A 25,826-nucleotide genomic window follows, 5' to 3' on the forward strand; every position below is an offset into this window, starting at 1 on the left:
GTGAATTATCGAGCTCATCATCAAGATCCGTGATCTGTTTATCATAAAATTGATCTAAAATTTCTCCAATTTCCAACACACCCTTGACCACCGCTTGTCGATAATTTTTTGCTTTAAGTTCAGCCACGATATGCTGACAAATCATTTGCCATTCAGCTTCATGCGTCAAAGCACAAATACCCCGATCAATTACGATTTCGACCTGCCGTTCACACAAATTGAGATACAACAATATCCCACTATTGTATTCCGTATCCCATACACCTAATTCAGCAAAAAGCTGTTCTGCACGACGACGGGTATTTTGATAATAAGCCTGAGAACAAGGAATATGCCCTTCAATCACCACCTGTATCTCACCAATATGACCATGTTCTGCATGTTTAACGACATTTGTGATCTCGAGTTGATCCTGTTTTGAAAACAAGCGTTTACTGGCTGAAAAATAAAATGCATGTTTCAACCAGCGTTTTAAACTCGGTTGTGCTTTTTCATCCAGTTTCGGCTGGGTGATGATTTGTGTTGTATCTGTTTTCGTTACCATGATCCCGATGCTCCCCCGCCACCAAAGCTACCACCGCCGCCACTATAGCCGCCTCCTCCACCAAAGCCTCCACCGCCGTAACCTCCACCTCCACGACCACCTCCGCCAGAAGCAAAGATTTGCAAGATCAATTGTGCTAGTGAAGTAATCAATAAAAAGAAAATCCCAAAACCCGCCAATATACTGGTAATCAACCCGACACCACTGACCAGTCCAGCCACGATACCCGCCACACCCGCAGTTGCCGCACTCACGCGATTTCCTACTATAAATGATGCAAATACCCCAACGACGATAATAATCAGAGAATAGACCAGCATATGTGAACGTGCTTCTTGTTCATGCATGGCCTGCGCCTGACGTTCTTTTAAGTCAGCCGCAGCTTGTTGGGCAATTTCAGGATCAAGATTCAGCACACGTTCGATTTCATTTAAACCTGCTTGTATGCCTTGTGCGTATTGTCCTTGTTGAAAGTAGGGTGTCATTTGATTGCGAATAATCCGACTGGCGACAATATCTGGGATGACGCCTTCCAGACCATATCCTGTCAAAATCTGGATACGTCGATCATTGACAGCAATCGCCATCAGCAAGCCATTATCACGCTTGGCTGAACCTAATTGCCATTTTTCTCCGACCCGCATGGCATAATCAAAAATATCTTCCTGTCCTGTAGTCGGAACAATGACGATACCGATTTGCGCTTTATTATCCTGATAAAGTTTTAATATTTGCTGTGAAATCGCCTGTTTTTGTTCTGCCGTGAGCAAGTTTGCCTGATCAATCACAGGCTCATTCATACTTGGCAAACCTCGAATCGATTCACCATCCTCCATATCATTGGCAATTTCAGGCTGTTGAACCGTAGTCGAGCTTTGCGATGTTGATGTTGCTGACTTTTGTTGCTGCGGGTTTTGCTGCTGTTGAATGATCTTGCCTGCAATGATGGTATCAGCATCATCCGAATCCTGTGCAGTGGCGACTTCGCTCCAGACCGTGGTCGAAAGCAAAAGACCGAAACAACACAGCAACATCAGAACCGCTTTTTTCCAGCGATTTTGCATCTCCAACATGGCAGTTTTGACCATCACAGCACCTTTTTATCTAATCAGGTTTAGTTAAACGAAACCGTTGGTGCCTTTTCTGCGCCAGCTTCTGCGCTAAAGTTTGGTTTTTCATGCATACCAATCACTTTGGCAGTCATGACTTGTGGGAACTGACGCACATAAGTGTTGTAATCCTGAACGGTGGTGATATAACGATTACGTGCCACTGCAATCCGGTTTTCTGTGCCTTCAAGTTGTACTTGTAAATCACGGAATTGCTCATTGGCTTTGAGGTCAGGATAATTTTCTGATACTGCGATCAAGCGTGATAATGAACCCGTTAATTGGCTTTGCGCTTCCTGATATTTTTTAAATAGTTCTGGATTTTCAAGTACGCTTTGATCAACTTTTAGCCCTGCAACATTAGAGCGTGCCTGAGTGACCTCAGTTAATACTTTTTCTTCATGCGTTGCATAACCTTTGACCACATTGACCAGATTGGGCACCAAGTCTGAACGGCGTTGATATTGGTTTTGCACTTCTGACCATGAAGCAGTCACCGCCTCATCTTTAGCCTGTAAAGTGTTATAACCACAGCCAGAAAAAGCCAAAGTACTCGCAAGTAAAGTTGCAACCGCAGTCTTTTTTAAAAGATTCATGATGATATCCTCTTAGTATTTCTTGGAATTTTTTTACATAAATGCATTTTAGCGAGGATTGAAAGTGATGTTTGTTTCTTTTCTTTACATCATCAAAAAACGGACATTACATCCGTTTTTATGAAACTTACCGTTGTAGTCAATTAATTTAACTATAGAGCTTTGGCACGACTTCTTCCTGAAAGCTTTGCATGTGATATTCAGTTGCCATTTTCTCTTTCCAGTATTTCACAATCTGACTATAGTCCTGTTCCGCTGGATGAAAGTCCGCTTTGTAATAGGACAAATATTCAGGTAATAATTGAATGAGCATCTTAGCTAACAAATACAAGCCAAATAGATTGCCTCCAATTTTAGGTAAACTACGCCATTTATCTTGCCAAAATAAACGCGTAGTTGAATACAGCGTTAGGCTCGCAAAGCCTGTCGTGACGCTACGCATCAACAAACGACGAACACGGTCATCGCCGTACACTGCCTGATACACCTCAAAAGCGACTGCGCGATGTTCGATTTCTTCAATCGCATGCCAGACCCAAAGTTTGATCGCATCTTCATCGAGCGTACTCAGCACTTCAGGATGACGCAAAATATAGCCACCTAATAATGCGGTAAAATGTTCAAAGGCACAGGTAATGGCCAACTGAATTTTAGGATGTAAGCTGCGGACATGAATATTTTTTCGCGCTAACCATGCCTGAAAACGATCCAGATTATAGTGATCACGTCGCCATGCATCATTAAACTCACTATGTGCTTTGGAATGCATGGCTTCTTGCCCAATAAAAGCCGCAATCTGCGCCTGTAATGTTGGATCAGTTACTTTATCCCGAACATTACGTACGCTATGTACAAAAAATTGTTCACCAATCGGAAAGGTCGAAGACAAGGCCGTGAGCATATGTGACATGACAGGTGAATTGGCAAAGTAATGTCGTTTAATTTTTTCAGGGTGAAATTGTAGACGACGTACAGTAATACCAAGCGCTTTCGGACGATTTAGATATGATTTTTGTTTCGTCACTTGAGCTAAGCTCATGGGAATTCCTCAACAATACAACGGAGAAATCAGTATTAGAAATTTCTATACATTTGTATATTGCATAAAAACTCAGCCATTTGCCAAAGTGCTCATTTTGACCAATAAATCCGTTTGATTCTATTTGAAAGCACTTTATCGTTGCGTTTTAAATGAACTATATTTAAACAATTTAAATCGGATTTAGGCCTACGGTCATGCCCCCACAGACATATAAAATTTGTCCCGTAATAAATCCTGATTTTTCACTGAGAAAAAAATCACAAGCATGAGCAATATCTTCAGGCTGTCCGAAACGTTGTACTGGCACATTCTTTAAAATCTGTTCCGTTTCTGGAGCACCCTTTGAATTGGCTTGCTTAAACAGCTCTGTTTCAATAGGACCAGGCCCAATCGCATTTACAGTAATACCATAAGCACCCAATTCCAAAGCTGCAACCCGAGTCAGCCCAATCAAAGCGGCTTTACTGGAAGCATAGGCTATGCATGAGGTTCGGAACTGGCTCACCATCGTGGAGTTCGTAGAATTGGATTTAGGGATTGCGCTCGTGCCCAAATCGATGCAGTCGTTAAAAAGGATTATGTGCGATTTATTGAAATGGAAAATAATGACATTCTTTCTGAAACACACTGTATTTGGAATAAACGTAGCTCGTCTATTTTACTCGATCATTTTCTTCAGCTTTTACCTTTTGGCGCAGTATAAAAAGCCCGCATCACTGCGGGCTTCACATCGCTTTTGAATCTCTAGATTTTAAACATCAAGATAATCCAAAATACCTTCTGCTGCTTGGCGACCTTCCCAGATGGCTGTCACCACTAGGTCAGAACCACGTACCATATCACCACCCGCAAAAATTTTCGGGTTAGAGGTCTGGAATTTATACTGTTGTTGTTCAGGCGCAATCACACGACCTGAACCATCCAAGCCTATGTTCGCACCAGTGAACCAGTCTGCTGGACTTGGGCGAAAACCGAATGCCAGTAAAACTGCATCGGCTGCCAAAACTTCTTCAGAACCCGGAATTGGCTCAGGACTACGTCGACCACGACTATCAGGCTCGCCCAATTGAGTGGTAACAACTTTAACACCAGTCACTTTGCCATTTTCACCAACAACTTCGATCGGTTGACGGTTAAATAGGAAGTTCACCCCTTCTTCACGCGCATTATTCACTTCACGACGTGAACCCGGCATGTTGGCTTCATCACGACGATAGGCACAGGTCACCTGTTCAGCACCCTGACGAATCGAGGTACGGTTACAGTCCATCGCGGTATCACCACCGCCCAGTACAATCACTTTTTTACCTTCGACACTGATGAATTCGCCAGCATCTTTTTCCCAACCCTGACAACGATTGACATTTGCAATCAGGAAATCCAGTGCATCGTAGACACCGTCCAGATCTTCACCGGGGAAACCACCTTTCATATAGGTATAGGTTCCCATTCCCATAAACACTGCGTCATATTCTTGTAGCAGTTGCTCAATCGTAACATCTGTACCAATTTCAGTATTTAAACGGAATTCCATCCCCATACCCGTGAAGATTTCACGGCGGCGTTTCATGACGTCTTTTTCCATTTTAAATTCTGGAATACCGAATGTGAGCAAACCTCCAATTTCAGGACGTTTGTCAAAAATGACTGGTTTTACGCCATTACGCGCTAGAATATCAGCACAACCTAGACCCGCAGGGCCAGCACCAATAATCGCCACTTTTTTATCTGTCCATTTGACATGCGACATATCTGGACGCCAGCCCAGTGCAAAAGCAGTATCATTGATATATTTTTCAGCATTACCAATCGTCACTGCACCAAAACCGTCATTCAGGGTACATGCCCCTTCACATAAACGGTCTTGTGGGCAAACACGACCACAGACTTCTGGCAAGGTATTAGTTTGATGGCAAAGTTCTGCCGCTTGGAAAATCTGACCCTCAGCAATCAGTTTTAACCAGTTTGGAATGTAGTTATGCACTGGGCATTTCCATTCACAATACGGGTTACCACAAGCCAGACAACGATGTGTCTGATTCGCTGCAACATCAGCAGTAAAAGGCTTATAAATTTCCACAAATTCTGCTTTGCGGACAGTAATATCTTTTTTCTCTGGATCTTGGCGTGCTACATCCAGAAACTGAAAGTCATTATTGAGGCGTTCTGCCATGTCTCTCTCCGTGGGTAGGTGCAGAGTTCGCTGTTACCTGCACCTGCCTATGTATATGCAGTAGTGGAATTATTGAGGATCAGCTTGAGTTGCTTTCAAAAGCGTGAGCAAATTAGCAGCTTTTGGTTTTACAAGCCAGAACTTCCGACTGTAAAAATCGAACTCATTGCGGATCTTATACGCCCAAGCACTACCTGTTTCTTTAATGTGTTCATCCAGAATACGAAGCAGGAATTGTTGATGCTCTTCCATCGACTCAGTCGAGATACGAGTCAGGTCAATCAACTCATGGTTGTAATAATCAACAAAGTCATTATCCAGATCGAGTACATAAGCAAAACCACCTGTCATACCCGCACCGAAGTTATGACCGACTTTACCGAGCACAGTCACAATCCCGCCTGTCATATATTCACAACAGTGGTCGCCTGCACCTTCAATCACGGCAAACGCGCCAGAGTTACGTACTGCAAAACGCTCACCCGCCGTACCTGCTGCAAATAACTTACCGCCTGTTGCACCATACATACAGGTATTACCAATAATTGCAGTATGTTGGGTCTGGAATGGTGAACCTTTTGGTGGGAAGATCGACACTCGACCACCTGCCATACCTTTACCGACATAATCGTTGGCATCACCTTCAAGTTTGATATGCAAACCACCCGCATTCCAAACACCCAGCGACTGACCTGCTGTACCTTTTAAGTTCATGATGACTGGATGTGATTCCATGTCCAGATTGCCATAACGACGCGCAATCTCACCAGAAACACGTGCGCCAATTGAACGATCACAGTTGCCAACTTCAAAATTAAACTCACCACCTGTACCCGCTTCAATAGCAGGAAGCATTTCTTCCACCATACGCTCAGCCAGCAAGCCTTTATCAAATGGCTCATTGCCCTGAACTTCACAGTACTGTGCCTTGCCTTGTGCCGCAGGATGTGACTGCAACAATGGTGTTAAATCAAGATGTGCATGTTTATCAGTTTCACCCGGCAATACTTCAAGTAAATCCACACGACCAATCAAGTCTTTCAGGGAAGCAACACCCAATGCAGCCAACCACTCACGGGTTTCTTCAGCAATGAAATGGAAGAAATTGATGAGCATTTCAGGTTCACCAATATAGTGATCCTGACGGAGTTTGTCTTGTTGTGTTGCAACACCCGTCGCACAGTTATTCAGGTGGCAAATACGCAAGTATTTACAACCCAATGCGATCATTGGCGTAGAACCAAAACCAAAGCTTTCAGCACCCAAAATCGCGGCTTTTACGACATCCAGACCAGTTTTTAAACCACCATCTGTTTGTACACGAACTTTACCACGCAGATCATTGACACGCAGTGCTTGATGCGCCTCAGACAGACCAAGCTCCCACGGCGAACCCGCATGATGAATGGATGAAAGTGGAGACGCAGCTGTACCACCGTCATAACCAGAAATGGTAATAAAATCGGCATAGGCTTTGGCAACACCTGCGGCAATTGTCCCGACACCCGGTTCAGAGACTAGCTTGACTGAAACCATCGCTTGAGGATTGACTTGCTTCAAGTCAAAAATCAATTGTGACAAGTCTTCAATCGAATAAATGTCATGATGCGGCGGCGGAGAAATCAAGGTAACGCCCGGAACTGAATAACGCAAACGTGCAATTAAGCTGTTTACTTTACCACCCGGAAGCTGACCACCTTCACCCGGTTTCGCACCTTGTGCAACTTTGATCTGTAAGACTTCTGCTGAAGTTAGATAAGCAGGAGTTACCCCAAAACGACCCGATGCGATCTGTTTAATTTTCGAGTTACGAATCGTGCCATAACGCGCAGGATCTTCACCACCCTCACCTGAATTCGAACGACCGCCAATGGTGTTCATGGCAATCGCAATCGCTTCATGCGCTTCTGGTGACAATGCCCCTAATGACATCCCCGCTGAGTCAAATCGTGGCAAAATTGCCTCAACCGATTCAACTTGCTCAACAGGAATTGAATTCGTGGTTTTGAGCTTGAATAAATCACGGATCGTCGCGATTGGGCGGCTATTGACCAGTTCCGCATATTCTTTAAAGTCAGCGTAATTACCAGAACGTACCGCTTTGTGTAATGCATTGATCACATCTGGGTTAAAGGCATGGTATTCCTTACCGAATACAAACTTCAGCAAACCACCCTGATCAATTGGCTTACGTGTTTTCCATGCCAAATCTGCGAGTTTTTTCTGATCATTTTCAAGATCAACAAAAGTTGCACCCTGAATACGGCTTGGTACACCAAGGAAGCATTTATCCACCACTTCTGATGATAAACCCACTGCTTCAAAAAGCTGTCCACCACGATAAGACGCGACTGTTGAAATCCCCATTTTAGAGAGAACTTTCAATAGACCTTTATCAATACCTTTGCGGAAGTTGGCTTGGGCATGTACTGGATCACCAAGTAACTCACCTTTTGCGATTAAATCATTGATCACATCATAAGCAAGGTATGGATAAACTGCCGTTGCACCAAAACCGAGCAATACTGCAAATTGATGCGCATCACGTGCAACACCCGTTTCAACAATAATGTTGGCATCGGTACGCAAACCCGTCTGAATCAAATAATGGTGTACTGCACCTGTTGCTAAAGCCGCATTTGCAGGTAGATATCCCTGACGCAAATTTTTATCAGAAAGGATCAATAACGTTTGACCATCACGAACTGCCTGTGCAGATTCCTCACAAATACGATTGACCGCAGCTTGTAAGCCTTCTTCGGCAAGATAGTTCAGATCAATTTCTGCAATTTCATAACCTGTACGGTTTAAATTGCGTAATTGATGCATTTTCGAATTTGAAAGTACAGGGCTTGAGATAATCAAGCGATCTGCATGTTCTGGCCCTTGCTCGAAGACATTCTGTTCACGACCTAAACAGGTTTCAAGTGACATCACAATCGATTCACGTAATGGATCGATCGGCGGATTAGTCACCTGTGCAAATTGTTGGCGGAAATAATCAGAAACATGGCGAACCTGACGCGATAAAACCGCCATTGGCGTATCATCACCCATTGAGCCTACTGCTTCCTGACCACTTTCAGCAATCGGACGTAGCATCTGGTCACGTTCTTCAAACGTCACCATAAACATTTTCTGAGCCGTCTTTAGCTCATCGCCAGCCAATCCCTGCTCAGATAGTTTTTCTTCAAGCTCAGGGTCTGCCTGTAAGCGCAACGCGTGTTCACGCAACCACTCACGATATGGACGCATTTTTTTCAGATGTGTGCTGACATCATTGGTGTCGAGTAATTTACCTGTAAAGGTATCGACCACCAAAATTTGACCTGGCCCGACACGACCTTTAGATACAACATCTTCAGGTTGGTAATCCCACACCCCAATTTCAGAAGCAAGGGTAATATAATCATTTTTGGTAATCACCCAGCGCGCAGGACGTAAACCATTACGATCCAGCATACAAATCGCATGACGACCATCTTGGATCACCAGACCCGCTGGTCCATCCCATGCTTCCATGTGTTTAGAGTTAAACTCATAAAAGGCACGTAAGTCTGCATCTAGAGTTTCAACGTTTTGCCATGCAGGTGGAACCAGCATACGTAAGCCACGGAATAAATCCATGCCACCGCCAACCAGAATTTCAAGCATATTGTCTAAGCTTGAAGAGTCTGATCCAGTACGGTTTACAATTGGATTAAGCTCAGTTAAACCTGGTAATAATGGGTTTTCAAATTTCGGTGTACGCGCTAATGCCCAGTTACGGTTAGCGGTAATGGTGTTGATTTCACCATTGTGCGCCAAATAACGAAACGGCTGCGCTAAAGGCCAACGAGGTAATGTATTGGTTGAGAAACGTTGATGGAACACCACGATATGTGAAGTCAGACGTTCATCCGCTAGATCTGTATAGAAGTCAGCAATTGCTGCTGGCATCATCAAACCTTTATAGCTGATCACATTGGAAGACAAAGTCGTTACGTAGAATGAGCTATCGTTTTGTAATTTTTGTTCAGCACGGCGACGCGCCAAGAATAACTTACGGTTGAATTCAACCTCAGTCACGCCCATTGGACAGTTTACAATAATTTGTTCAAAGACAGGTAAAGACTGGAGTGCAATTTCACCCAATACATCGTTATTGGTTGGCACAACACGCCAAGCCAAAACTTTTAAGCCTTCTGCTTCAATTTCCTTGTTCAGGGTATTTTTTGCGTGCTGCGCCAATGCAGGATCTACATTGAGAAAAACCGTACCCGCAGCAAAAATCTCACTCAACGTGATATCACTGAGCTTTTTCGCTTCATCACGGAAAAAAGCTTTTGGCATAGCCAGTAATAGACCGCACCCATCCCCTGTTTTACCATCAGCGGCAATACCACCACGATGCGTCATGCAACTTAAACTGTGAATTGCGGTTTGAACAAGGTGGTGACTTGGTTGGCCCTTCATCTGGGCAATCAAACCAAAACCGCAGTTATCTTTAAACTCATCTGGTTGATATAAACCTTGAGCGGGAGCTACAGTATGAGGCGATGGCAAGTGCATAGCGTACCCTTCTTTCAACATGGCTCTTTCGAGCATAAAACGATCAATTTACTTCGCGACGTTGTCTATTACTCACGTAAAGCTAAATGTTTTACAATCCATTTTTGCATTACTATCTGACTATACGCCCTTTGTGGCAAGCAGACAGCAACTTTCTTGGCAAAAACGTGTTGAGTTATTTCGCACTGTTTTATAGCAGTTTAAAACGACGATTTCGCATACTAATTAAAAGATTAAGCTCCAAAATAGGGACAAAGTGATCAATTAGCGCATCGATAATGCAAAAATAATGCCAATACCAATTAGAAATAACTAAGTGATTTAATTATAAAAGATAATTAATTTTGTATTTTTGTAACGTCTTAAAATAAACTTAAATTTTGAACCAACATTGTGCAAAATAATATTTGAGATTAATGCATGCACTATTTTTGTGCATGCATTAATTAAATGGATCACTTATTTCGCGTTCATTGTTCCGCGAAGGACGATTTTCCACATTAGGGGTATTAGGTGCAGTATTACTTAGATTTGGAGAGGAAACATTATTTGATTGGCGCTGCACACCGACCACATTTCCGTCTTGATCACGCTGAGTGACTGTTGTTGAGGTCGTTGGAGCAGCAGGTGCAGACTCAACGGAGGGAGTTGGTGATACAGGGGCAACAGGTATCGGTGCGTTTCTTAGATTAACGCTATAAAGTTGCCCTGCGCTGCCCTTAATTTCTTCAGAACCTAAATCATTAATCAACGGCAAATAATTAGCTAAAGACACTGGCTTCGGGTGTACTGAAGCAGGGAATTTCAGATTTAATTGCGATAATTGATGCGTTGCATCCGCTTCACGATTAAATATCCCATAGGCTAGAACGTATTGTTCTTCCTGATTTTCCCCACTTAAACGAAAGTAAATGAAATTTTTACGGTCAGACTGACTCTTTAAATAGTTTTTAATAATATTTTCATTAGACGAACGAAATAACTCAATGGTCCAGTTTCGCTGATTTTCCTGCATAAACTTAGTACCACGAAACTCTGCCTCATGATTTCCTGCGGTAATTACACGCATAGTTAAATCTAAGGGTCTGACTTCATCAGACAAAGTCCCCAAATTGGTCGTCGCGGTCACTTTCTGTGGCTGAATCTGAGACTGTGTTTCAACAATATCTTGTTTTTCGACTTGTACCACTTTATCTGAACTGGTGATCGCCCAAAAGATCAGCGCCAGCAATAAGCACAGCAGACCAAGCACCAGCCAACTATAGTGCTGAATATTCTGCCACAGCGTACGTGATACCGTCATATTACACCCAATCTCACTCTGCCTGATTTTCCAAAATAACCTGTTTCATTTTCTCAACATCAAATTCTTTGGTAATGACAGCCTGACCCAGTTGTTGTAACAGTACCAATCTCAACTGTCCATTCAGAACTTTTTTGTCGTGTGCCATATAAGACAAAAACTCATCCAGTGGAATTTTCGGACATGATATCGGCAATTTTGCACGTTGAATGATATTTTTTGTACGCTGTAAATCTTCAGTGGAAATCCAGCCCATGCGCTGTGACAAATCAGCAGCCATGACCATTCCCGTTGCTACAGCTTCACCATGCAGCCATTCACCATAACCCAAATAAGACTCAATCGCGTGACCAAACGTATGTCCCAGATTTAAAAGCGCGCGCTCACCCTGCTCTTTTTCATCGTTCGCCACAATTCTAGCCTTATGCGCACAAGAACGATAAACCGCTTGGGCCAATAGACTTTCATCACCTGCAAGTAAGCCATCCATATGCTGTTCTAACCAAGCTAAAAACTCAAGATCACCCAGCAATGCATATTTAATCACCTCGGCCAGCCCAGCAGACAACTCACGTGCTGGCAAAGTACGCAACTGTGCCATATCCGCCATAACTACTTCAGGCTGCTTAAATGCGCCAATCATATTTTTGCCTAAGGGATGATTAATCCCTGTCTTTCCACCGACGCTAGAATCTACTTGAGAAAGCAAAGTAGTTGGCACCTGAATAAAATAAACACCTCGCTGGAAACAGGCTGATGCAAAACCTGCCATATCGCCAATCACGCCGCCTCCCAATGCCAAGACAGTACAATCACGATTGAAGCCCGCTTCTAACAATGCATCGAAAATCAGGTTTAAATTTTCAAGATTTTTATATTTTTCACCATCAGGCAGCACACAGGTCGCCACTTTTTTACCCAAAGATTCTAAATCATGAACATAATGGGACAAATACAGTTGTTCCAATGTGGTATTGGTCACGATCATCACTTGCTGACCTTTGATATAAGGTGCTAACAATGTTTTTGGGTCTAACTGACTACCAATAAAAATAGGATAACGACGATCACCGAGTTCTACATGAAGTGTTTGCATGAAACTTTAATGCCAATAATAAAATAAATAGCCTAGTGAGATTCTGCTGCCAAAATCACACGTAAAATATGCTGTGCCAATTCTCGTGCAGCCCCTTGATGTGTTTCTATCACATAATGTGCAACTTCACGATACAGAGGATCACGAATTTGAAGTAGATGTTTGAGTTTTTGCTCTGGGTTTTCAACCTGCAATAATGGTCGATTTTTATCCCGATAGGTACGCTGTAATTGTAATTCTACAGGCGTATAAAGATAGATCACAATACCGCGGTTTTTCAAATAAGCGCGGTTTTCGGCTTGAGTCACCGCACCACCACCTGTAGCCACAACCAATTGTCTACGTTGGGTTAACTCATTAATGACTGTTTTTTCCCGCGAGCGAAAACCAATCTCACCTTCTTTTTCAAATATCCACGGAATACTGGCACCAGTTTTACGCTCAATTTCATGATCACTATCCAGAAACTCGCGCCCCAAAAGCTCAGCCAAGTGCCGTCCTACTGTTGTTTTTCCTGCTCCCATTGGCCCCACCAAATAGATATTTGGTAGAGCTCTAAACTCTTTGCCTAGCAAGGAGTCACCTATTGTATAACTTGAATTAAACTTATATTACTGATTTCTCACCTGAGTGTCATTAACAATTCTCGGGGTAACGAAGATCAACAACTCTTGTTTATCGTCTGATTTGAGATCTTTTCTAAATAAACGTCCCACCCAAGGTAAGTCTCCCAAGAACGGCACTTTTGTCTGTTGATTGGTTGTAGTCTGTTCAAATACCCCACCCAGAATCACCGTTTCACCATTATCAACCAACACATTGGTATTAATGGTGTTTTTATTCAAGATCAATTCACCATTCGGTGCTTCTCCACCAATAGAGTCTTTGGAGATATCCAATAGCATCTGGATTTTACCATCAGGTGTAATACTTGGTGTGACTTCAAGGCTGAGTAAAGCTTCTTTAAATGAAGTGGTTGCAGTGGAACCCGCCGCAGAGTTTGTGGTGGACTGATAAGGTACTTCCTGCCCCGTTGCAACTTTGGCAGTTTGTTTATCGGCAGTCATGACTTTTGGCGTTGAAATCACTTCACCATAACCATCTGCTTGTAATGCAGATAATTCCAAATCCAGCATAAAGTCAGACAAACTAATTAAGCCAAAGGCAATTTTACTCGCACCCGCAGAGGTGACACCTAAATCTACATTCAGGTTATCTGGACGTTCAATGGTGTACTTACCATCGTCATCTGGATCACGTAAGTTCCATAAAGTGGTTTCACTACCACCAACCAATAAATCATTATTTTTAGTAATGCCCTGTGAAAGGACACCCCATTTTACGCCCATTTCTTTGGTAAACGAGGTGCTTGCTCGCACAATCCGCGCTTCCACCATCACCTGCTTAACACGTACATCCAATAAATCAATCATTTTACGAATCTGATCAATTTTTTGCGCAGTATCATTAATGATTAAAGTATTGGTTCGTGGATCAATCGACACAGTACCTCTTGGACTCAGCAAACTACCAACACTATCACCTAGCGGCTCTGAACCACCTGATGATGAACCTGAGCTTGAGCTGTTTTTACCTTGAGTCATCAATTTTTCAATATCGGCGGCTTTCGCATAACTGAGTTGAATATATTCAGTTTGTAATGGTGCAAGCTTGACACTTTGCGCAATCGCTTTGGCTTCTTCTTCTTCAGCTTTGGTTAATTCAGTAACAGGCGCAATCCAGATCACATTACCATTACGGCGTTTATCCAGATTTTTAGTTTTTAAAATAATATCTAAGGCCTGATCCCACGGCACATCCTTTAAGCGTAGAGTAATATTGCCCTGTACTGAATCTGCCGTCACCATGTTGATATCAGTAAAATCTGCCAATAACTGAAGTACACGACGCACTTCAATATCTTGGAAATCTAGAGAGATTTTTTTACCACTATAATTTGGCGTAGAACGTGCGCCTAACTGATTACGCTCCACTGGACGTTTAAGGCTTAAAGTCAGTTTATTTTCTGCCTGATATGCCATATATTCATAGCTACCAGCAGATTGCACCACGATTACCCCATTGCCGCCTTCATTATAGGCATCCACACTCGCAACTGGCGTAGCAAAATCATTGACATTTAAACGTCGTGCCAAATTGGTCGGAATTTTATTGCCAAGCATGCGTACAACAATTTTACTGCCTTGTTGTTGTACATCGACAGGCGTATTACTGCCAAGCAAATCGATAACCACTTGACCTTCGCCCTGCGAGCCGCGCTGAAAACCAATATTAGAAACCCCTTGCTGAATATTCGTTGCCGCTGGCATAGCAACAGCGGCAGGAGTCATTACTTGTTGGGCACTATTAATCTTTAAAATAAAAGTATTGCCTTCAACACGTGTAGTAAATGCTCCAGCATCTTTTAAATTTACGGTTAAACGTGAACGCTTCGCATCAGATACTACATCGACACTGCTGGCTTCATTGGTCGCGACAGCAATAGTATTTTGTTTAAGACCCAGCTGAGCCTTATCAAAATCCAAAATCAGTCTGGATGGCTGTTCCATTTGATATGCTTGTGGTTGCGGTGGCAAACCATTGAACATCACACGGATTTCTGTCCCCTGTCCTGCGATATTCATGGGCACAATATTGGTAATACTGACCTGCGCACTAGCCACTTGCATGATTGCAAATGCAACCGCACCCATTGAAAACTGTCGAACTGTATGATTCATTGACTCACCATCCCCAATCAGAAATTTTTTTAAACCCTTTTTCATTGTTATTCCTTTCATACTTAAGGCTCAGGCCCAATCAGAACCAAGGTACGCGGACGCTCAACATAACCATCTCGACCATCTGGTACAATTTCAACCAAATCAATTTGTGTCGGACTGATTCCGACAATTCGCCCTTGATTCATTCCCATATAGCTTCCAACCTGAACCCGCTCAACTTGTCCATCAGGCGTCTGAATTAATGCAAGAATCTTTCCATTTTGGCTACGCATACTGCCTTTCATATTTAAAGATTCGAGTGCGTAGCTTTCAAGTGGTTGCGGCTGACGATTAAAGTTCGGATAAACCCGTTTACCTGCCATAATTTTGAGTTCAGCTGCCAAAGAGCTAGGTAAAAATGGGCTTTTCAACTGCATGGCTGAATAGGTAAAACTCGGCACAGGCGTAAAAACAGGTGCAGGTTCAATCGGCAAAGGTGGCTGATTACGAATGGCTGCCATTTGTTCATTTACAGCGTCAATACGTGAATCACAACCAACCAAACCACAACATACGATTGCCATGAAAATACTATGTTTTTTCATTATTTTGCCCCCGCTGCAACTGGAGCAGAAGCACCACTCGCCTGATCATCCGCACCTATATATCGATAGGTTTTTGCTTTCACGGAATAACTAATTTCAGGAATATCTGCTTTTTCTTTAACCTGCTTTCCTTCAATGACAAAATCATGCAAAGTCACAATACGTGGTAGTGCTGCAATAGCACTCACAAATGCACCAAAGGCATGATAATCCCCAGTCGCGTCAATCGAGATCGGCTGCTCAATAAAGAATTCTTGTTTAACTTCATTTTCCAGACGAATATTTTTAAATTTAAGTCCAGAATTTACCCCTGTCATATTGATATCTTCAACCAGACTTGGAATTTCTGTTTCTTTTGGAAGTTGCGCCAGTTGCTGGTTAAAATTCGATTCCATTTCCTGCAATTGAACCTGATATTGCTGCAAGTTACGTAATTTTGAATCCTTTTCACGAAACTCGTTGAGCAAATTCTGCTCTTGTGCCTGAGCTGTTGAGATCGCATCCAGTTTAGGCTTAATGGCTAAAAAATAGCCCAAAGCACAGACGGCGAAGAAAATAAAAATCCAGCAAGTAATCTTAACTGAGAGTGGCCATCCCCCGTAGTTATTCATATCCAGCGTATTAAACTGCTGAAGAAATTTATCTAAGGTCAATTTCTTTTTCTTTGGTGCAGCAACTTCAGGATCTAGTTCATTGAATTCATCACGACTCATTGTGCTGCCCCCGTATTTGAACCTGATTGATCGTTATTATCTTCTGTAACTGATGCCCCTATTTCACCCAAATCTGTGGTCACAACGAAAGTGCCATAGCTTTCTTCGACACGCGGCACCACAGAGCTTTGATTCTGATCTTTTTTATCATCTGCCGCCAAGAAGGAGTTCATAAAGGCATTGCGATACCACGGTGACGCTTCTAAGTTACGCAACAACTCTGCAACAGTATTTGGACTTTCCGCTTTGCCTTCAATGGTAAATTTATCGCCTGTACGACTGAATTTGGTCAGATACATATTACTTGGTGTCACCCGCACCAATTCATCAATCAAGCGAACGGTTACTGGACGTTGACCTTCCAAACCTTGAATCAGCTTCATACGCTCTACGATCGCATTGCGGCGCTCTTGCAGACCATCAAGTGATTTCAACTGCGTATCCAGATTCTGGTTGGTACTGACAATCAATTGATTGGCTTGTTCCTGATCGTTAAGCTTATGATCATAAAACAACCAAGCCAAGACCACAGCTACTACCCCAAGTACTGCAACCGCAGCACTAAATGCAATAAATTGTTTCTTGCGCTGCTCTCTTAGCTCATCACGCCAAGGGAGTAAGTTAATCTTTGCCATTAATCAAAACTCCTCAATGCCAGACCACATGCCACCATTAAAGAAGAGGCATCATTTTCAATTTTTTTAATATCAACCTGAGGAGAAAAACCCATTTGTAAAAACGGATTAGCTGTGGTAACGCGATAACCTAATTTTTGTTGTAGAAGTTTTGGCAAGCCAGGGATGTTGGCATTACCACCAGCCAATAAGATATGGTCAATTTCATTAAACTGTGAGGAAGAAAAGAAAAATTGTAAAGATCGTGCAGCCTGCTGAACCAACGCTTCTAGGAAAGGTTCCAGCACTTCAGTATCAAAATCATCAGGTAATGAGCGTTCTTTTTTAGCACGACCTGCTTCTTCAAAAGATAAACCGTAACGTGTCTGAACGTCCTGCGTCAGTTGCTTTCCACCGAAAACCTGTTCACGGGTATAAATAATCTTACCATTTTGCATGACCGAAAGTGTGGTCATGGTATGTCCGATATCTAGAATACCAACGGTATTAACACCCATCGGCAAAGTATCAGCAAATACTCCAAAAGCCCGTTCCATTGCGTAGCTTTCGACATCAGCAACTTTCGGTGTTAAACCTGCAAGCTCAAGCACTTCTACACGTGTTTCAACGTTTTCGGTACGGGTTGCAACCAATAAAACATTGACTCGTGCAGGATTTGCCAAACGATCAGGCAGCACTTCAAAATCCAGACTAACTTCGTCCAGTGGAAAAGGGATATATTGCTCTGCATCCATACGGATTTGAACTTCACGCTCATCATCCGTCATGTCCGCATCCATTTCGATGATCTTATGAATCACCATGGAAGTCGGAATCGCAATAGCGGCATTGGTCGATTGAGGATTGGCCAAGTTAATCACTCGCTCCAACGCATCCCCGACTGCTTCCGGATTGAGAATGTTCTTCTCAACCACGCTATTTTCTTGTAAGGGTATCAAGGCATAGCTTTCTACCCAGTAGCGACCGTTTTTTACAGAGAGTTCTAATAACTTAACAGAAGTCGAACTAATATCGACCCCTACTAACCCCTTATTTGGTTTACGATATAACATGCGCACGATAGCATTATCCTATTATTTTTTTATCCCCAAACAAAACAACAAGCTGATCTCGGTCTCTAATTTTATACGGATACAATAAGGCATCTAACAATCCGCATGTCTAAAGGATATACTGACCATCAATTCGTTTGCTATTAGCTCTTATTAAAACTTACTTGTTATGAAAAAGCTATCCAGTTCAGGTCATGTTCATCCATTTTTTTTGGTACTTATCATTATTTTAGTCTCAGTTCCAATGGGTTTTTATGGCATGTATCTCTATATTGCGCCATCCCTACCTGAAATGAGCTCTTTAAAAAAAGCGCCTTTACTAAAACCATTACAAGTTTATACGGCTGATAATGAGCTAATCTCAGAATATGGCGGCAAACTTTCTGTGCCCGTAGAATATAATCAAATCCCGCCGACCTTTATCCATGCCTTTCTGGCAGCAGAAGATTCTTCTTTTTTTGAGCATAGTGGCATCAGCTTTAAAGGTTTAGGGCGCGCAGTCAGTGAAACCATTACAGGTTCTGATGTGCAGACAGGTGGTTCTACGATTACCATGCAGGTGGCCAAAAATTATTATTTAAGCCCAGAACGTACTTTAAAACGCAAACTTACCGAAATCTTTCTGGCACGCAAAATCGAACAAAACCTGAGCAAAGAAGAAATTTTGACGTTGTATGTCAATAAAATCTTTTTAGGTAAAAATGCTTATGGTATTGCCGCCGCAGCCAAAATTTACTACAACAAAACTTTAGATCAGCTCAGTATCGCAGAAATGGCCATGCTAGCCGGTTTACCTAAAGCACCGTCACGTTTCAATCCTGTTGCGAATCCTGAACGAGCTTTAGAACGTCGTAACTGGATTTTGGGTCGTATGCTACAACTAGGTTATATCACTCAGACCCAGTACCAAACTGCGGTTGCTGAACCCATTAAACTTGATATGCCAGACCGTGGAATTGCTAATCGTTTTCCTTATGTTGGTGAAATGGTGCGTTCTGAACTGGTCGAAAAATTTGGTGAACAAGCAATCGATTCAGGCTACAAAGTTTATACAACTATTGACAGCAAACGCCAGGCTTATGCCGAACAGGCAGTTCAGGATGGTCTGGAAGCCTATGATCGTCGTCATGGTTGGCGTGGTGCTGAAGCACACGATAAACCTTTAAATTCATTTATGGCTTATGCCAATACCTATCCTGCGCAAGTGACTAAAGTCAATAACTCGACTTTTGAAGCCTTAATGCAGGATGGATCAACGGTCACTGTTCCTTGGTCAGGCATGTCTTGGGCACGTCCTTATCGAAATGCCAATAGTGTGGGGGGTGCGCCAAGTAATGCATCACAAATTGTCAAAGTCAAAGATATTGTTCGTTTACGTCCAAATGCCGAAAAAACCTCTTGGGCACTGGTACAGATTCCAAATGTACAAGGTCAATTGATTGCTTTAAACCCAAATGATGGTGCGATTGAAGCGATTGTCGGTGGCTATAACTTCTATCAATCCAAGTTCAATCGTGCTTTACAAGGCTGGCGTCAGCCAGGTTCAACCATCAAGCCATTTATATATGCGCTGGCTTTAGAACGTGGCATGACGCCTTATACCATGGTCAATGATAGTCCGATTACCATTGGTCGCTGGTCACCTCGAAACTCCGATGGCCGTTATTTAGGCATGATCCCGTTACGTCGTGCCTTATATTTATCACGAAATACGGTTTCTGTACGCTTACTACAAAGTGTTGGCGTTGAGCGTGCGCGTCAATTACTCATGGACTTCGGTTTACAGGAAAATCAGATTCCACGTAACTTTACGATTGCCCTTGGAACGCCACAGGTACTTCCTGTACAAATGGCGACGGGTTATGCCACCTTTGCCAATGGCGGTTATCGGGTACAGCCTTATTTTATTAGCCGTATCGAAGATGCTTACGGTAAAGTAATTTTTGAGGCCAAACCTGAATACGCGTGTATTTCGTGCATTAATGAGACTGAAAACACCGTTACGGATGAGCAAAAAGCGCAAACTCCTGATGATGAAGTGATTGAAGTCACTAATCAAAGTATGCAGACCGAAGCAACAAACACAGCATCACAAACCCAAGCAACAAGTCATTCTAGTGATTATCGTCAGGCGCAACGGATTTTAAAATCCAGCTCGGCCTATGATATGGCCAATATTTTGCGCGATGTAATCCAACATGGTACAGGACGTGCAGCACTGAAAATAGGACGGGATGATTTAGGTGGTAAAACGGGTACGACCAATGACGCCAAAGATGCTTGGTTTGCAGGTTTCAATAGCAAACTGGTTTCTATCGCATGGGTCGGATTTGACCGTCCAACCACACTGGGACGACGCGAATATGGGGGTATCGCAGCACTGCCAATCTGGATTAACTTTATGGATAAATCCTTACAGGGAACTGCCTCTTCGTGGGTTCAATTGGATAAAAATGCTAAAGCGCCAATTTCCCGCGAACAGCCAAGTCTTCAGGAAAATAGCAGTAAAAGCCGTACAGATCGCACTTCACCACCGCTCGCACGTCCACTTTATGTGCCTGCCCCAGCAGCGCCTGCTCGAACATCGGATAATGACTTTGCTGACTTACCAGGTGAAGAAATTCTGATTCCTTCAGAACAGACACCACCATCGCTCAATCAAAATCAACCAAATCAACCTAAACATGCTGAGCCTGCTAAACGTGATGCACTTGAGGGCTTAATCAATCAGGTGACCTAAATTTACTCATCCGTTAGACTTGTCTTAAAGCCATCTTTCAAGATGGCTTTATTTCTTTTGGAAAAGATACATTTGAAAATGCGCTGTAAGTTCAAACTGGGTTTGCTGTTCCAATTGCTGTCTTTTTTCAGGCTTGGCTTTATAGGCATAGGGTGTCATTGCAATCAGATTTTTCAACTGATCCTGATCCAAATCAAACTGGCTCTCGACATGTTGTTGCAAGACCAACTCAAAATCGGACTGTAATTGCTCAACAAACTTATTGGGCTGATGGGGTTTTACTTCATCAAATAGCGCTTCACGCAACGCATATAAATGCTCAGGCGCAGGCGTCACCACCAATAAATAACCTTTTGGTTTTAAGGCTCTTAAAATTTCATCTTTCGGAATCGGGCTAAATAAGCTGGTACAAATATCAATACTTTGATCAAGTACAGGTAAGGTTGCGCCTGTCCCCACCACCCAAGTCACTTGAGCGTTAAGCTTGGCCGCATGTTGAACTGCCGTTTTTGCAATATCTAGCCCAATACATTGCTGAACTTGTTGCTGCATTGCAGACGTGTAATAGCCTTCGCCGCAGCCAATGTCCAATAATGTATGCAATTGCAGTTGCTGCAATTGAACCACGACTGCATCCCGTAAAGGCTGGTAAAAACCTTCGGATAGAAAAAGACGACGTGCCAATACAGACTCAGGCGTATCTCCGGGTGTTTTACTGTGTTTGTGTTGAACCACATGTAAATTTACATAACCTTGTTTGGCCAGATCATAACTATGCCCTTGCTCACATCGCCATGTGCGCCCGATCAAATTTAAAGCCTGACGACACACTGGACACATCAACACACTCATGATTTTCTCTCATATAAAAAAAGCCAGCTTTGCTGGCTTTTTGAGTTTTTCAGCTTAACGTAATTTTAAAGTCATTAGACCTAAAACCACCAGCATAATGGTGATAATCCAGAAGCGAATCACCACCTGTGTTTCTTTCCAACCCTGTTTTTCATAATGGTGATGCAACGGCGCCATCAAAAACACGCGTTTATTACGCATGCGTAATGACCCAATTTGCAGGAAGACAGAAATCGCTTCCATCACAAATACGCCACCCATAATCGCAAACACGATTTCCTGACGTACCATGACTGCAATCGTACCCAGCATTGCACCGAGTGCCAATGCACCGACATCACCCATGAAGATTTGAGCAGGATGTGCGTTGTACCATAAAAAAGCTAAGCCCGCGCCGACCATTGCGGAACAAATTACCACCAGTTCAGAAGTGTATTTGACATAAGGAATATGCAAATAGTTGGCAAAACGGATATCACCCGCCAGATAAGCAAACACCCCCAAACCTGCGGCAACCATCACAATCGGCATAATCGCCAAACCATCCAGACCGTCGGTTAGATTGACTGCATTAGATGCACCGTTAATCACAAGGTAGGTGAAAATAATAAACGCAATGCCTAAAGGTACTGCGGATAATGGAATTGATAGATTTTTGAAAAATGGAATCAACAAATCCAGCATGTTCGCAGTATGAATCGGATTCGGCTGATGAATCGCGATCACATACAATGCAATCCCTGCTCCAAGTGAAGCCAGCGATGTCCAGAAAAACTTTTTACGTGCCGGCAAACCAGCATTGTCCTTATAACGGATTTTAATCCAATCATCCGCCCAGCCCACGGCACCAAAGACCACCATGACTCCAAGCACAATCCAGACATAAGGATTGGATAAATCCGCCCAAAGCAAAGTACTGATCCCAATCGATAAGAGGATCAGTACGCCTCCCATGGTTGGTGTACCCATTTTTTTGGCATGGTTTTCAGGTGCGTAAGAACTCACCGCCTGACCATATTTGAGTGCCTGTAATTTACGGATCATCACAGGGCCAAGTAACCAGCCAATCGCCAGTGCCGTCAATATACTGAGTAAAGAACGCAGGGTTAAATATCGAACCACCTGAAACGAACTGTTATAGCCCGCAAGATGTTCAAATAGCCATAACAGCATTTAGAGTTTCTCCATCAAATCTGCCATCAACGTTTCCATGTGGGTATAACGAGAGCCCTTAAACAGGAAACTCATTGACTCGGGTTGATGTTGTTGAATTAAATTCGTTAAAAAAATCAGCGCGTCTGCTTGCGTTGCAAATGCTTTTAATTTTGAGGCATGAACACTGTGTGAAGCCCCTTGTAAAGCCGCTTGAGCAAACTCACCCACGGCGACAATTAGATCCAAAGGGTAATCGACCAGATCACGTCCCAAATCATGATGCTCTTGCACACTTGCATCACCTAACTCACCAATATCGCCCATGACCATGACTTTAAAGCCAATCTGCTGACTTAACACTTCAGCCGCAGCGCGCATAGAGGTGGGATTTGCATTATAGGTATCATCAATAAAGAGATATTGCTTACGCTGAATAAAGTTCAGACGACCTTTTGCACCTTTGGCCTGTTCTAGCCCCTTCACAATATCATCCAGTTGAACCCCAATGGCAAGTGCAAATGCCGCCGCCGCAGTCGCATTCTCTACATTATGCAGACCTGCAAAAGGCAGATGAATCTGTGCGAGACCTTGCGGTGTATGTAATGTAAACTGACTGGATTGTGCATTAAGTTTAATATCAGTTGCAAAAACATCACCACCTTCTCCAAAAGAAAGTTGCTGCGCAGTTTGTACAGCCTGACGAATTTTCGCAGTAAAATCATCATTTGCAGGGATAATCGAGCTACCCTCTGGCGCAATATGCACATAAATTTCCGATTTCGCACGGCAAATGCCTTCACGTCCACCAAATTCGCCCAGATGCGCAGTCCCGATATTCAGAATCCCTGCCACCTGTGGCTGCACCAGACCAGAGGTATAATCAATTTCACCCTGATGGCTCGCACCTAGCTCCATCACGGCATATTGATGTTCAGGTTTGAGCTCAAGCAACATCATCGGTACACCCAAATCATTATTGAGATTACCGCGAGTGACTAAAGTCGGTGCAAGTAGTCCGAAAATACTGCCCAACATTTCTTTAGTCGTGGTTTTGCCGCTACTTCCAGTCAATGCAATGACTTTTAAATCTGGATATTGGGCGCGACGATAAGCACCTAAATGACCCAGCGCCAGACGTGTATCTGGCACCACAAGCTGAGCAATATCAACATCTATAGGACGCTCAACAATCGCCACCTGACAACCATGTTGAGCCACTTGTGCAACAAAATCATGTGCATCAAAGCGCTCACCTTTCAATGCTAAAAAGGCATCGCCCGATTCGGCATGACGCGAGTCGGTTAAAATCCGTTTGATGGATTGTGTAGGCGGCTTATCTTGATACCAATAACCATGCGTTGCCTGTTGCAACTGTTCAGCCGTCCATGGAGTCAACTCTACCGTACTGGTCGTCGATGTATGCATAAAACTTAAACCTATTGTGCTGGATATGCGCTATGCACTGAATGCGCCTGCGCATCGATTGCAGCCTGAACCTCTACGACATCATCAAACCAGTGTCGCACCCCATCAATTTCTTGATAATTTTCATGTCCTTTGCCCGCAATAACTACGATATCGCCATTTTTGGCTTCATTCACGGCAAATTTAATCGCTTCACGGCGGTCTCGAATTTCAAAGACATGATGTAAGCTAAAATCTACGGCTTCACGCATATCGGCAAAGATTTGATTCGGGTCTTCGGTTCGAGGATTATCAGAAGTCAATACCACAGGATCCGCACCTTCCAATGCTGCTTGCGTCATCAATGGTCGTTTGCCCCGATCACGGTCTCCGCCACAACCAAAGACCGCCCAAAGCTGATGCCGAGCATGTCGTTTTAAGGTGGTTAACACTTGGGTTAATGCATCAGGGGTATGTGCATAATCCACCACAAATAAACGCTCACCATCGCGAATCACTTGCATCCGTCCCGGCGCACCTTGAAGCTTAGGCACGGTTCCAATCAATTCAGTCAGATCGAATCCCGCAGCTTCAACCGCAATCAGACTCGCAATCAAATTTTCCACGTTAAACTGTCCCAAAAACGGACTTTGAATCTGGAAAATACCACGCGGACTGCGCAATTGAATCTCTGCACCATGCAACTGATAGTTGACCGCCTGCACCAGATAATCTGCGCTTTGATTTTGCAGGGAATAAGTATAAATTTTAGGTTGAGAGGGATTGTTTTTTGCCACCTTGAGCATTAAATCTGCGTAATCATCATCTAAATTAATCACCGCAACTTTGAGTTGTTCAAATGCAAATAATCTAGATTTCGCTTCAGCGTAGGCTTGAAGCGTTCCATGATAGTCCAGATGATCACGACTTAAGTTTGAATACACGGCTATTTCAATGTCACAACCATTTAAACGCCCTTGTTCAAGGCCATGCGAGCTGGCTTCCAGAGAAGCGAAAGTCGCGCCTTGTTTGGCATAGTCATGCAACAAGGTTTGCAGTTGCAAAGCATCCAGCGTGGTATGTGTCGATGGATTTAAATGCGGCAAAATACCATTCCCCGTCGTACCAAACACCGCACAACGTTGTTGTTGCAGGCTAATTAACTCTGCCATCAAACGTGAAATGGTGGTTTTACCATTGGTGCCCGTCACAGCAAGGATACGCGCAGGTTTTACTGGATCGGTTTTTTGCAGATAATCACGCTGCCATCGACCCATTTGCAAACGCACATCTGGACACACCCACTCATTGGCAAGCCCCAGAGGCTGCTCACTAATAATTCCCAAAGCGCCAGATTCAAGTGCTTTTTGCGCGAAGCTCAGGGTTTTCCCAGGTTGAGAATAACTCGTCAGTGCAATAAAAATTTGCCCCGTCTGAACTTTGCGGCTATCTAAATTAAATCCAGAAAATGGCTGTTTTAGCCATTCAATATCCAGTGCTTTGGTATAAATATCTTGAAAAGAAATCGACATA

Annotated in this window: 20 protein-coding genes; 1 reads left to right on the forward strand and 19 read right to left on the reverse strand. The window is 43.3% G+C overall.

The features are described 5' to 3' along the window. From JR005_RS03720 to JR005_RS03790, 15 genes are all read right to left on the reverse strand, one after another. Nucleotides 1-544: TPM domain-containing protein (locus JR005_RS03720; RefSeq protein ID WP_218665577.1), on the reverse strand; the 544-nt coding region annotated here is incomplete at its 3' end. Continuing rightward, entirely contained in the window at nt 538-1,632 is a 1,095-nt protein-coding gene (locus JR005_RS03725; RefSeq protein WP_218665578.1) for a TPM domain-containing protein, read from the reverse strand. The genes JR005_RS03725 and JR005_RS03720, both read right to left, overlap by 7 nt. A gap of 26 nt (nt 1,633-1,658) precedes the next feature. Further along, the gene (locus JR005_RS03730) at nt 1,659-2,249 is read right to left on the reverse strand and encodes a LemA family protein (RefSeq protein ID WP_004991738.1); all 591 of its coding nucleotides are present in this window, start codon (nt 2,247-2,249) and stop codon (nt 1,659-1,661) included. 148 nt (nt 2,250-2,397) lie between these two features. Continuing rightward, a complete protein-coding gene (locus JR005_RS03735) occupies nt 2,398-3,288 on the reverse strand; it encodes a metal-dependent hydrolase (protein ID WP_104794737.1) in 891 nt (296 codons plus the stop codon). A gap of 172 nt (nt 3,289-3,460) precedes the next feature. Continuing rightward, the gene (locus JR005_RS03740) at nt 3,461-3,799 is read right to left on the reverse strand and encodes an SDR family NAD(P)-dependent oxidoreductase (protein WP_081402788.1); all 339 of its coding nucleotides are present in this window, start codon (nt 3,797-3,799) and stop codon (nt 3,461-3,463) included. 243 nt (nt 3,800-4,042) lie between these two features. After that, complete coding sequence (locus JR005_RS03745; RefSeq protein ID WP_005001109.1) at nt 4,043-5,464, reverse strand: FAD-dependent oxidoreductase; 1,422 nt, start codon at nt 5,462-5,464, stop codon at nt 4,043-4,045. A gap of 69 nt (nt 5,465-5,533) precedes the next feature. Then, nucleotides 5,534-10,015, reverse strand: coding sequence for a glutamate synthase large subunit (gene gltB, locus JR005_RS03750; RefSeq protein ID WP_218665792.1), 4,482 nt, complete (start codon nt 10,013-10,015; stop codon nt 5,534-5,536). A 442-nt stretch (nt 10,016-10,457) separates the two neighbouring features. Next, on the reverse strand, nt 10,458-11,318 hold the full coding sequence (locus tag JR005_RS03755; protein WP_218665579.1) for a hypothetical protein: 861 nt from the start codon (nt 11,316-11,318) through the stop codon (nt 10,458-10,460). 13 nt (nt 11,319-11,331) lie between these two features. After that, the gene (aroB, locus tag JR005_RS03760) at nt 11,332-12,414 is read right to left on the reverse strand and encodes a 3-dehydroquinate synthase (protein ID WP_218665580.1); all 1,083 of its coding nucleotides are present in this window, start codon (nt 12,412-12,414) and stop codon (nt 11,332-11,334) included. A gap of 32 nt (nt 12,415-12,446) precedes the next feature. Next, the gene (aroK, locus tag JR005_RS03765; protein ID WP_104794740.1) at nt 12,447-12,989 is read right to left on the reverse strand and encodes a shikimate kinase AroK; all 543 of its coding nucleotides are present in this window, start codon (nt 12,987-12,989) and stop codon (nt 12,447-12,449) included. A gap of 36 nt (nt 12,990-13,025) precedes the next feature. Further along, entirely contained in the window at nt 13,026-15,155 is a 2,130-nt protein-coding gene (pilQ, locus tag JR005_RS03770; protein WP_218665793.1) for a type IV pilus secretin PilQ family protein, read from the reverse strand. Nucleotides 15,156-15,217: 62 nt separating this feature from the next. Continuing rightward, nucleotides 15,218-15,742 (reverse strand): pilus assembly protein PilP, encoded by a 525-nt coding sequence (locus JR005_RS03775; protein ID WP_004991753.1) that lies wholly within the window; start codon nt 15,740-15,742, stop codon nt 15,218-15,220. Beyond that, complete coding sequence (locus JR005_RS03780) at nt 15,742-16,455, reverse strand: type 4a pilus biogenesis protein PilO (RefSeq protein ID WP_044434144.1); 714 nt, start codon at nt 16,453-16,455, stop codon at nt 15,742-15,744. The genes JR005_RS03775 and JR005_RS03780 overlap by 1 nt, the downstream gene beginning before the upstream one ends. After that, nucleotides 16,452-17,090: a PilN domain-containing protein gene (locus JR005_RS03785; protein WP_104794744.1), complete on the reverse strand. Its 639-nt coding sequence runs from the start codon at nt 17,088-17,090 to the stop codon at nt 16,452-16,454. Before JR005_RS03785 ends, JR005_RS03780 begins: the two co-directional genes overlap by 4 nt. Continuing rightward, nucleotides 17,090-18,148, reverse strand: a complete 1,059-nt coding sequence (locus JR005_RS03790) for a pilus assembly protein PilM (protein ID WP_104794745.1) — start codon at nt 18,146-18,148, stop codon at nt 17,090-17,092. The genes JR005_RS03785 and JR005_RS03790 overlap by 1 nt, the downstream gene beginning before the upstream one ends. A 163-nt stretch (nt 18,149-18,311) precedes the next feature. Between JR005_RS03790 and ponA the strand changes: the two genes are divergently transcribed. Next, nucleotides 18,312-20,882: a penicillin-binding protein PBP1a gene (gene ponA, locus JR005_RS03795; protein ID WP_218665581.1), complete on the forward strand. Its 2,571-nt coding sequence runs from the start codon at nt 18,312-18,314 to the stop codon at nt 20,880-20,882. 48 nt (nt 20,883-20,930) lie between these two features. Here ponA and JR005_RS03800 read toward each other — a convergent pair whose 3' ends face one another. Genes JR005_RS03800 through JR005_RS03815 form a run of 4 tightly spaced genes read right to left on the reverse strand, consistent with a single transcriptional unit; the run spans nt 20,931 to nt 25,825 of the window. After that, nucleotides 20,931-21,734, reverse strand: coding sequence for a putative RNA methyltransferase (locus tag JR005_RS03800; RefSeq protein WP_004991763.1), 804 nt, complete (start codon nt 21,732-21,734; stop codon nt 20,931-20,933). 54 nt (nt 21,735-21,788) lie between these two features. After that, nucleotides 21,789-22,907: a phospho-N-acetylmuramoyl-pentapeptide-transferase gene (gene mraY, locus JR005_RS03805; protein ID WP_004991766.1), complete on the reverse strand. Its 1,119-nt coding sequence runs from the start codon at nt 22,905-22,907 to the stop codon at nt 21,789-21,791. Continuing rightward, on the reverse strand, nt 22,908-24,314 hold the full coding sequence (locus tag JR005_RS03810) for a UDP-N-acetylmuramoyl-tripeptide--D-alanyl-D-alanine ligase (protein ID WP_218665582.1): 1,407 nt from the start codon (nt 24,312-24,314) through the stop codon (nt 22,908-22,910). Nucleotides 24,315-24,325: 11 nt separating this feature from the next. Then, nucleotides 24,326-25,825: a UDP-N-acetylmuramoyl-L-alanyl-D-glutamate--2,6-diaminopimelate ligase gene (locus JR005_RS03815; protein ID WP_218665583.1), complete on the reverse strand. Its 1,500-nt coding sequence runs from the start codon at nt 25,823-25,825 to the stop codon at nt 24,326-24,328. Between the last annotated feature and the right edge of the window lies 1 nt (nt 25,826).

Source organism: Acinetobacter sp. Colony158 (assembly GCF_019264745.1).
Lineage (GTDB): Bacteria > Pseudomonadota > Gammaproteobacteria > Pseudomonadales > Moraxellaceae > Acinetobacter > Acinetobacter ursingii.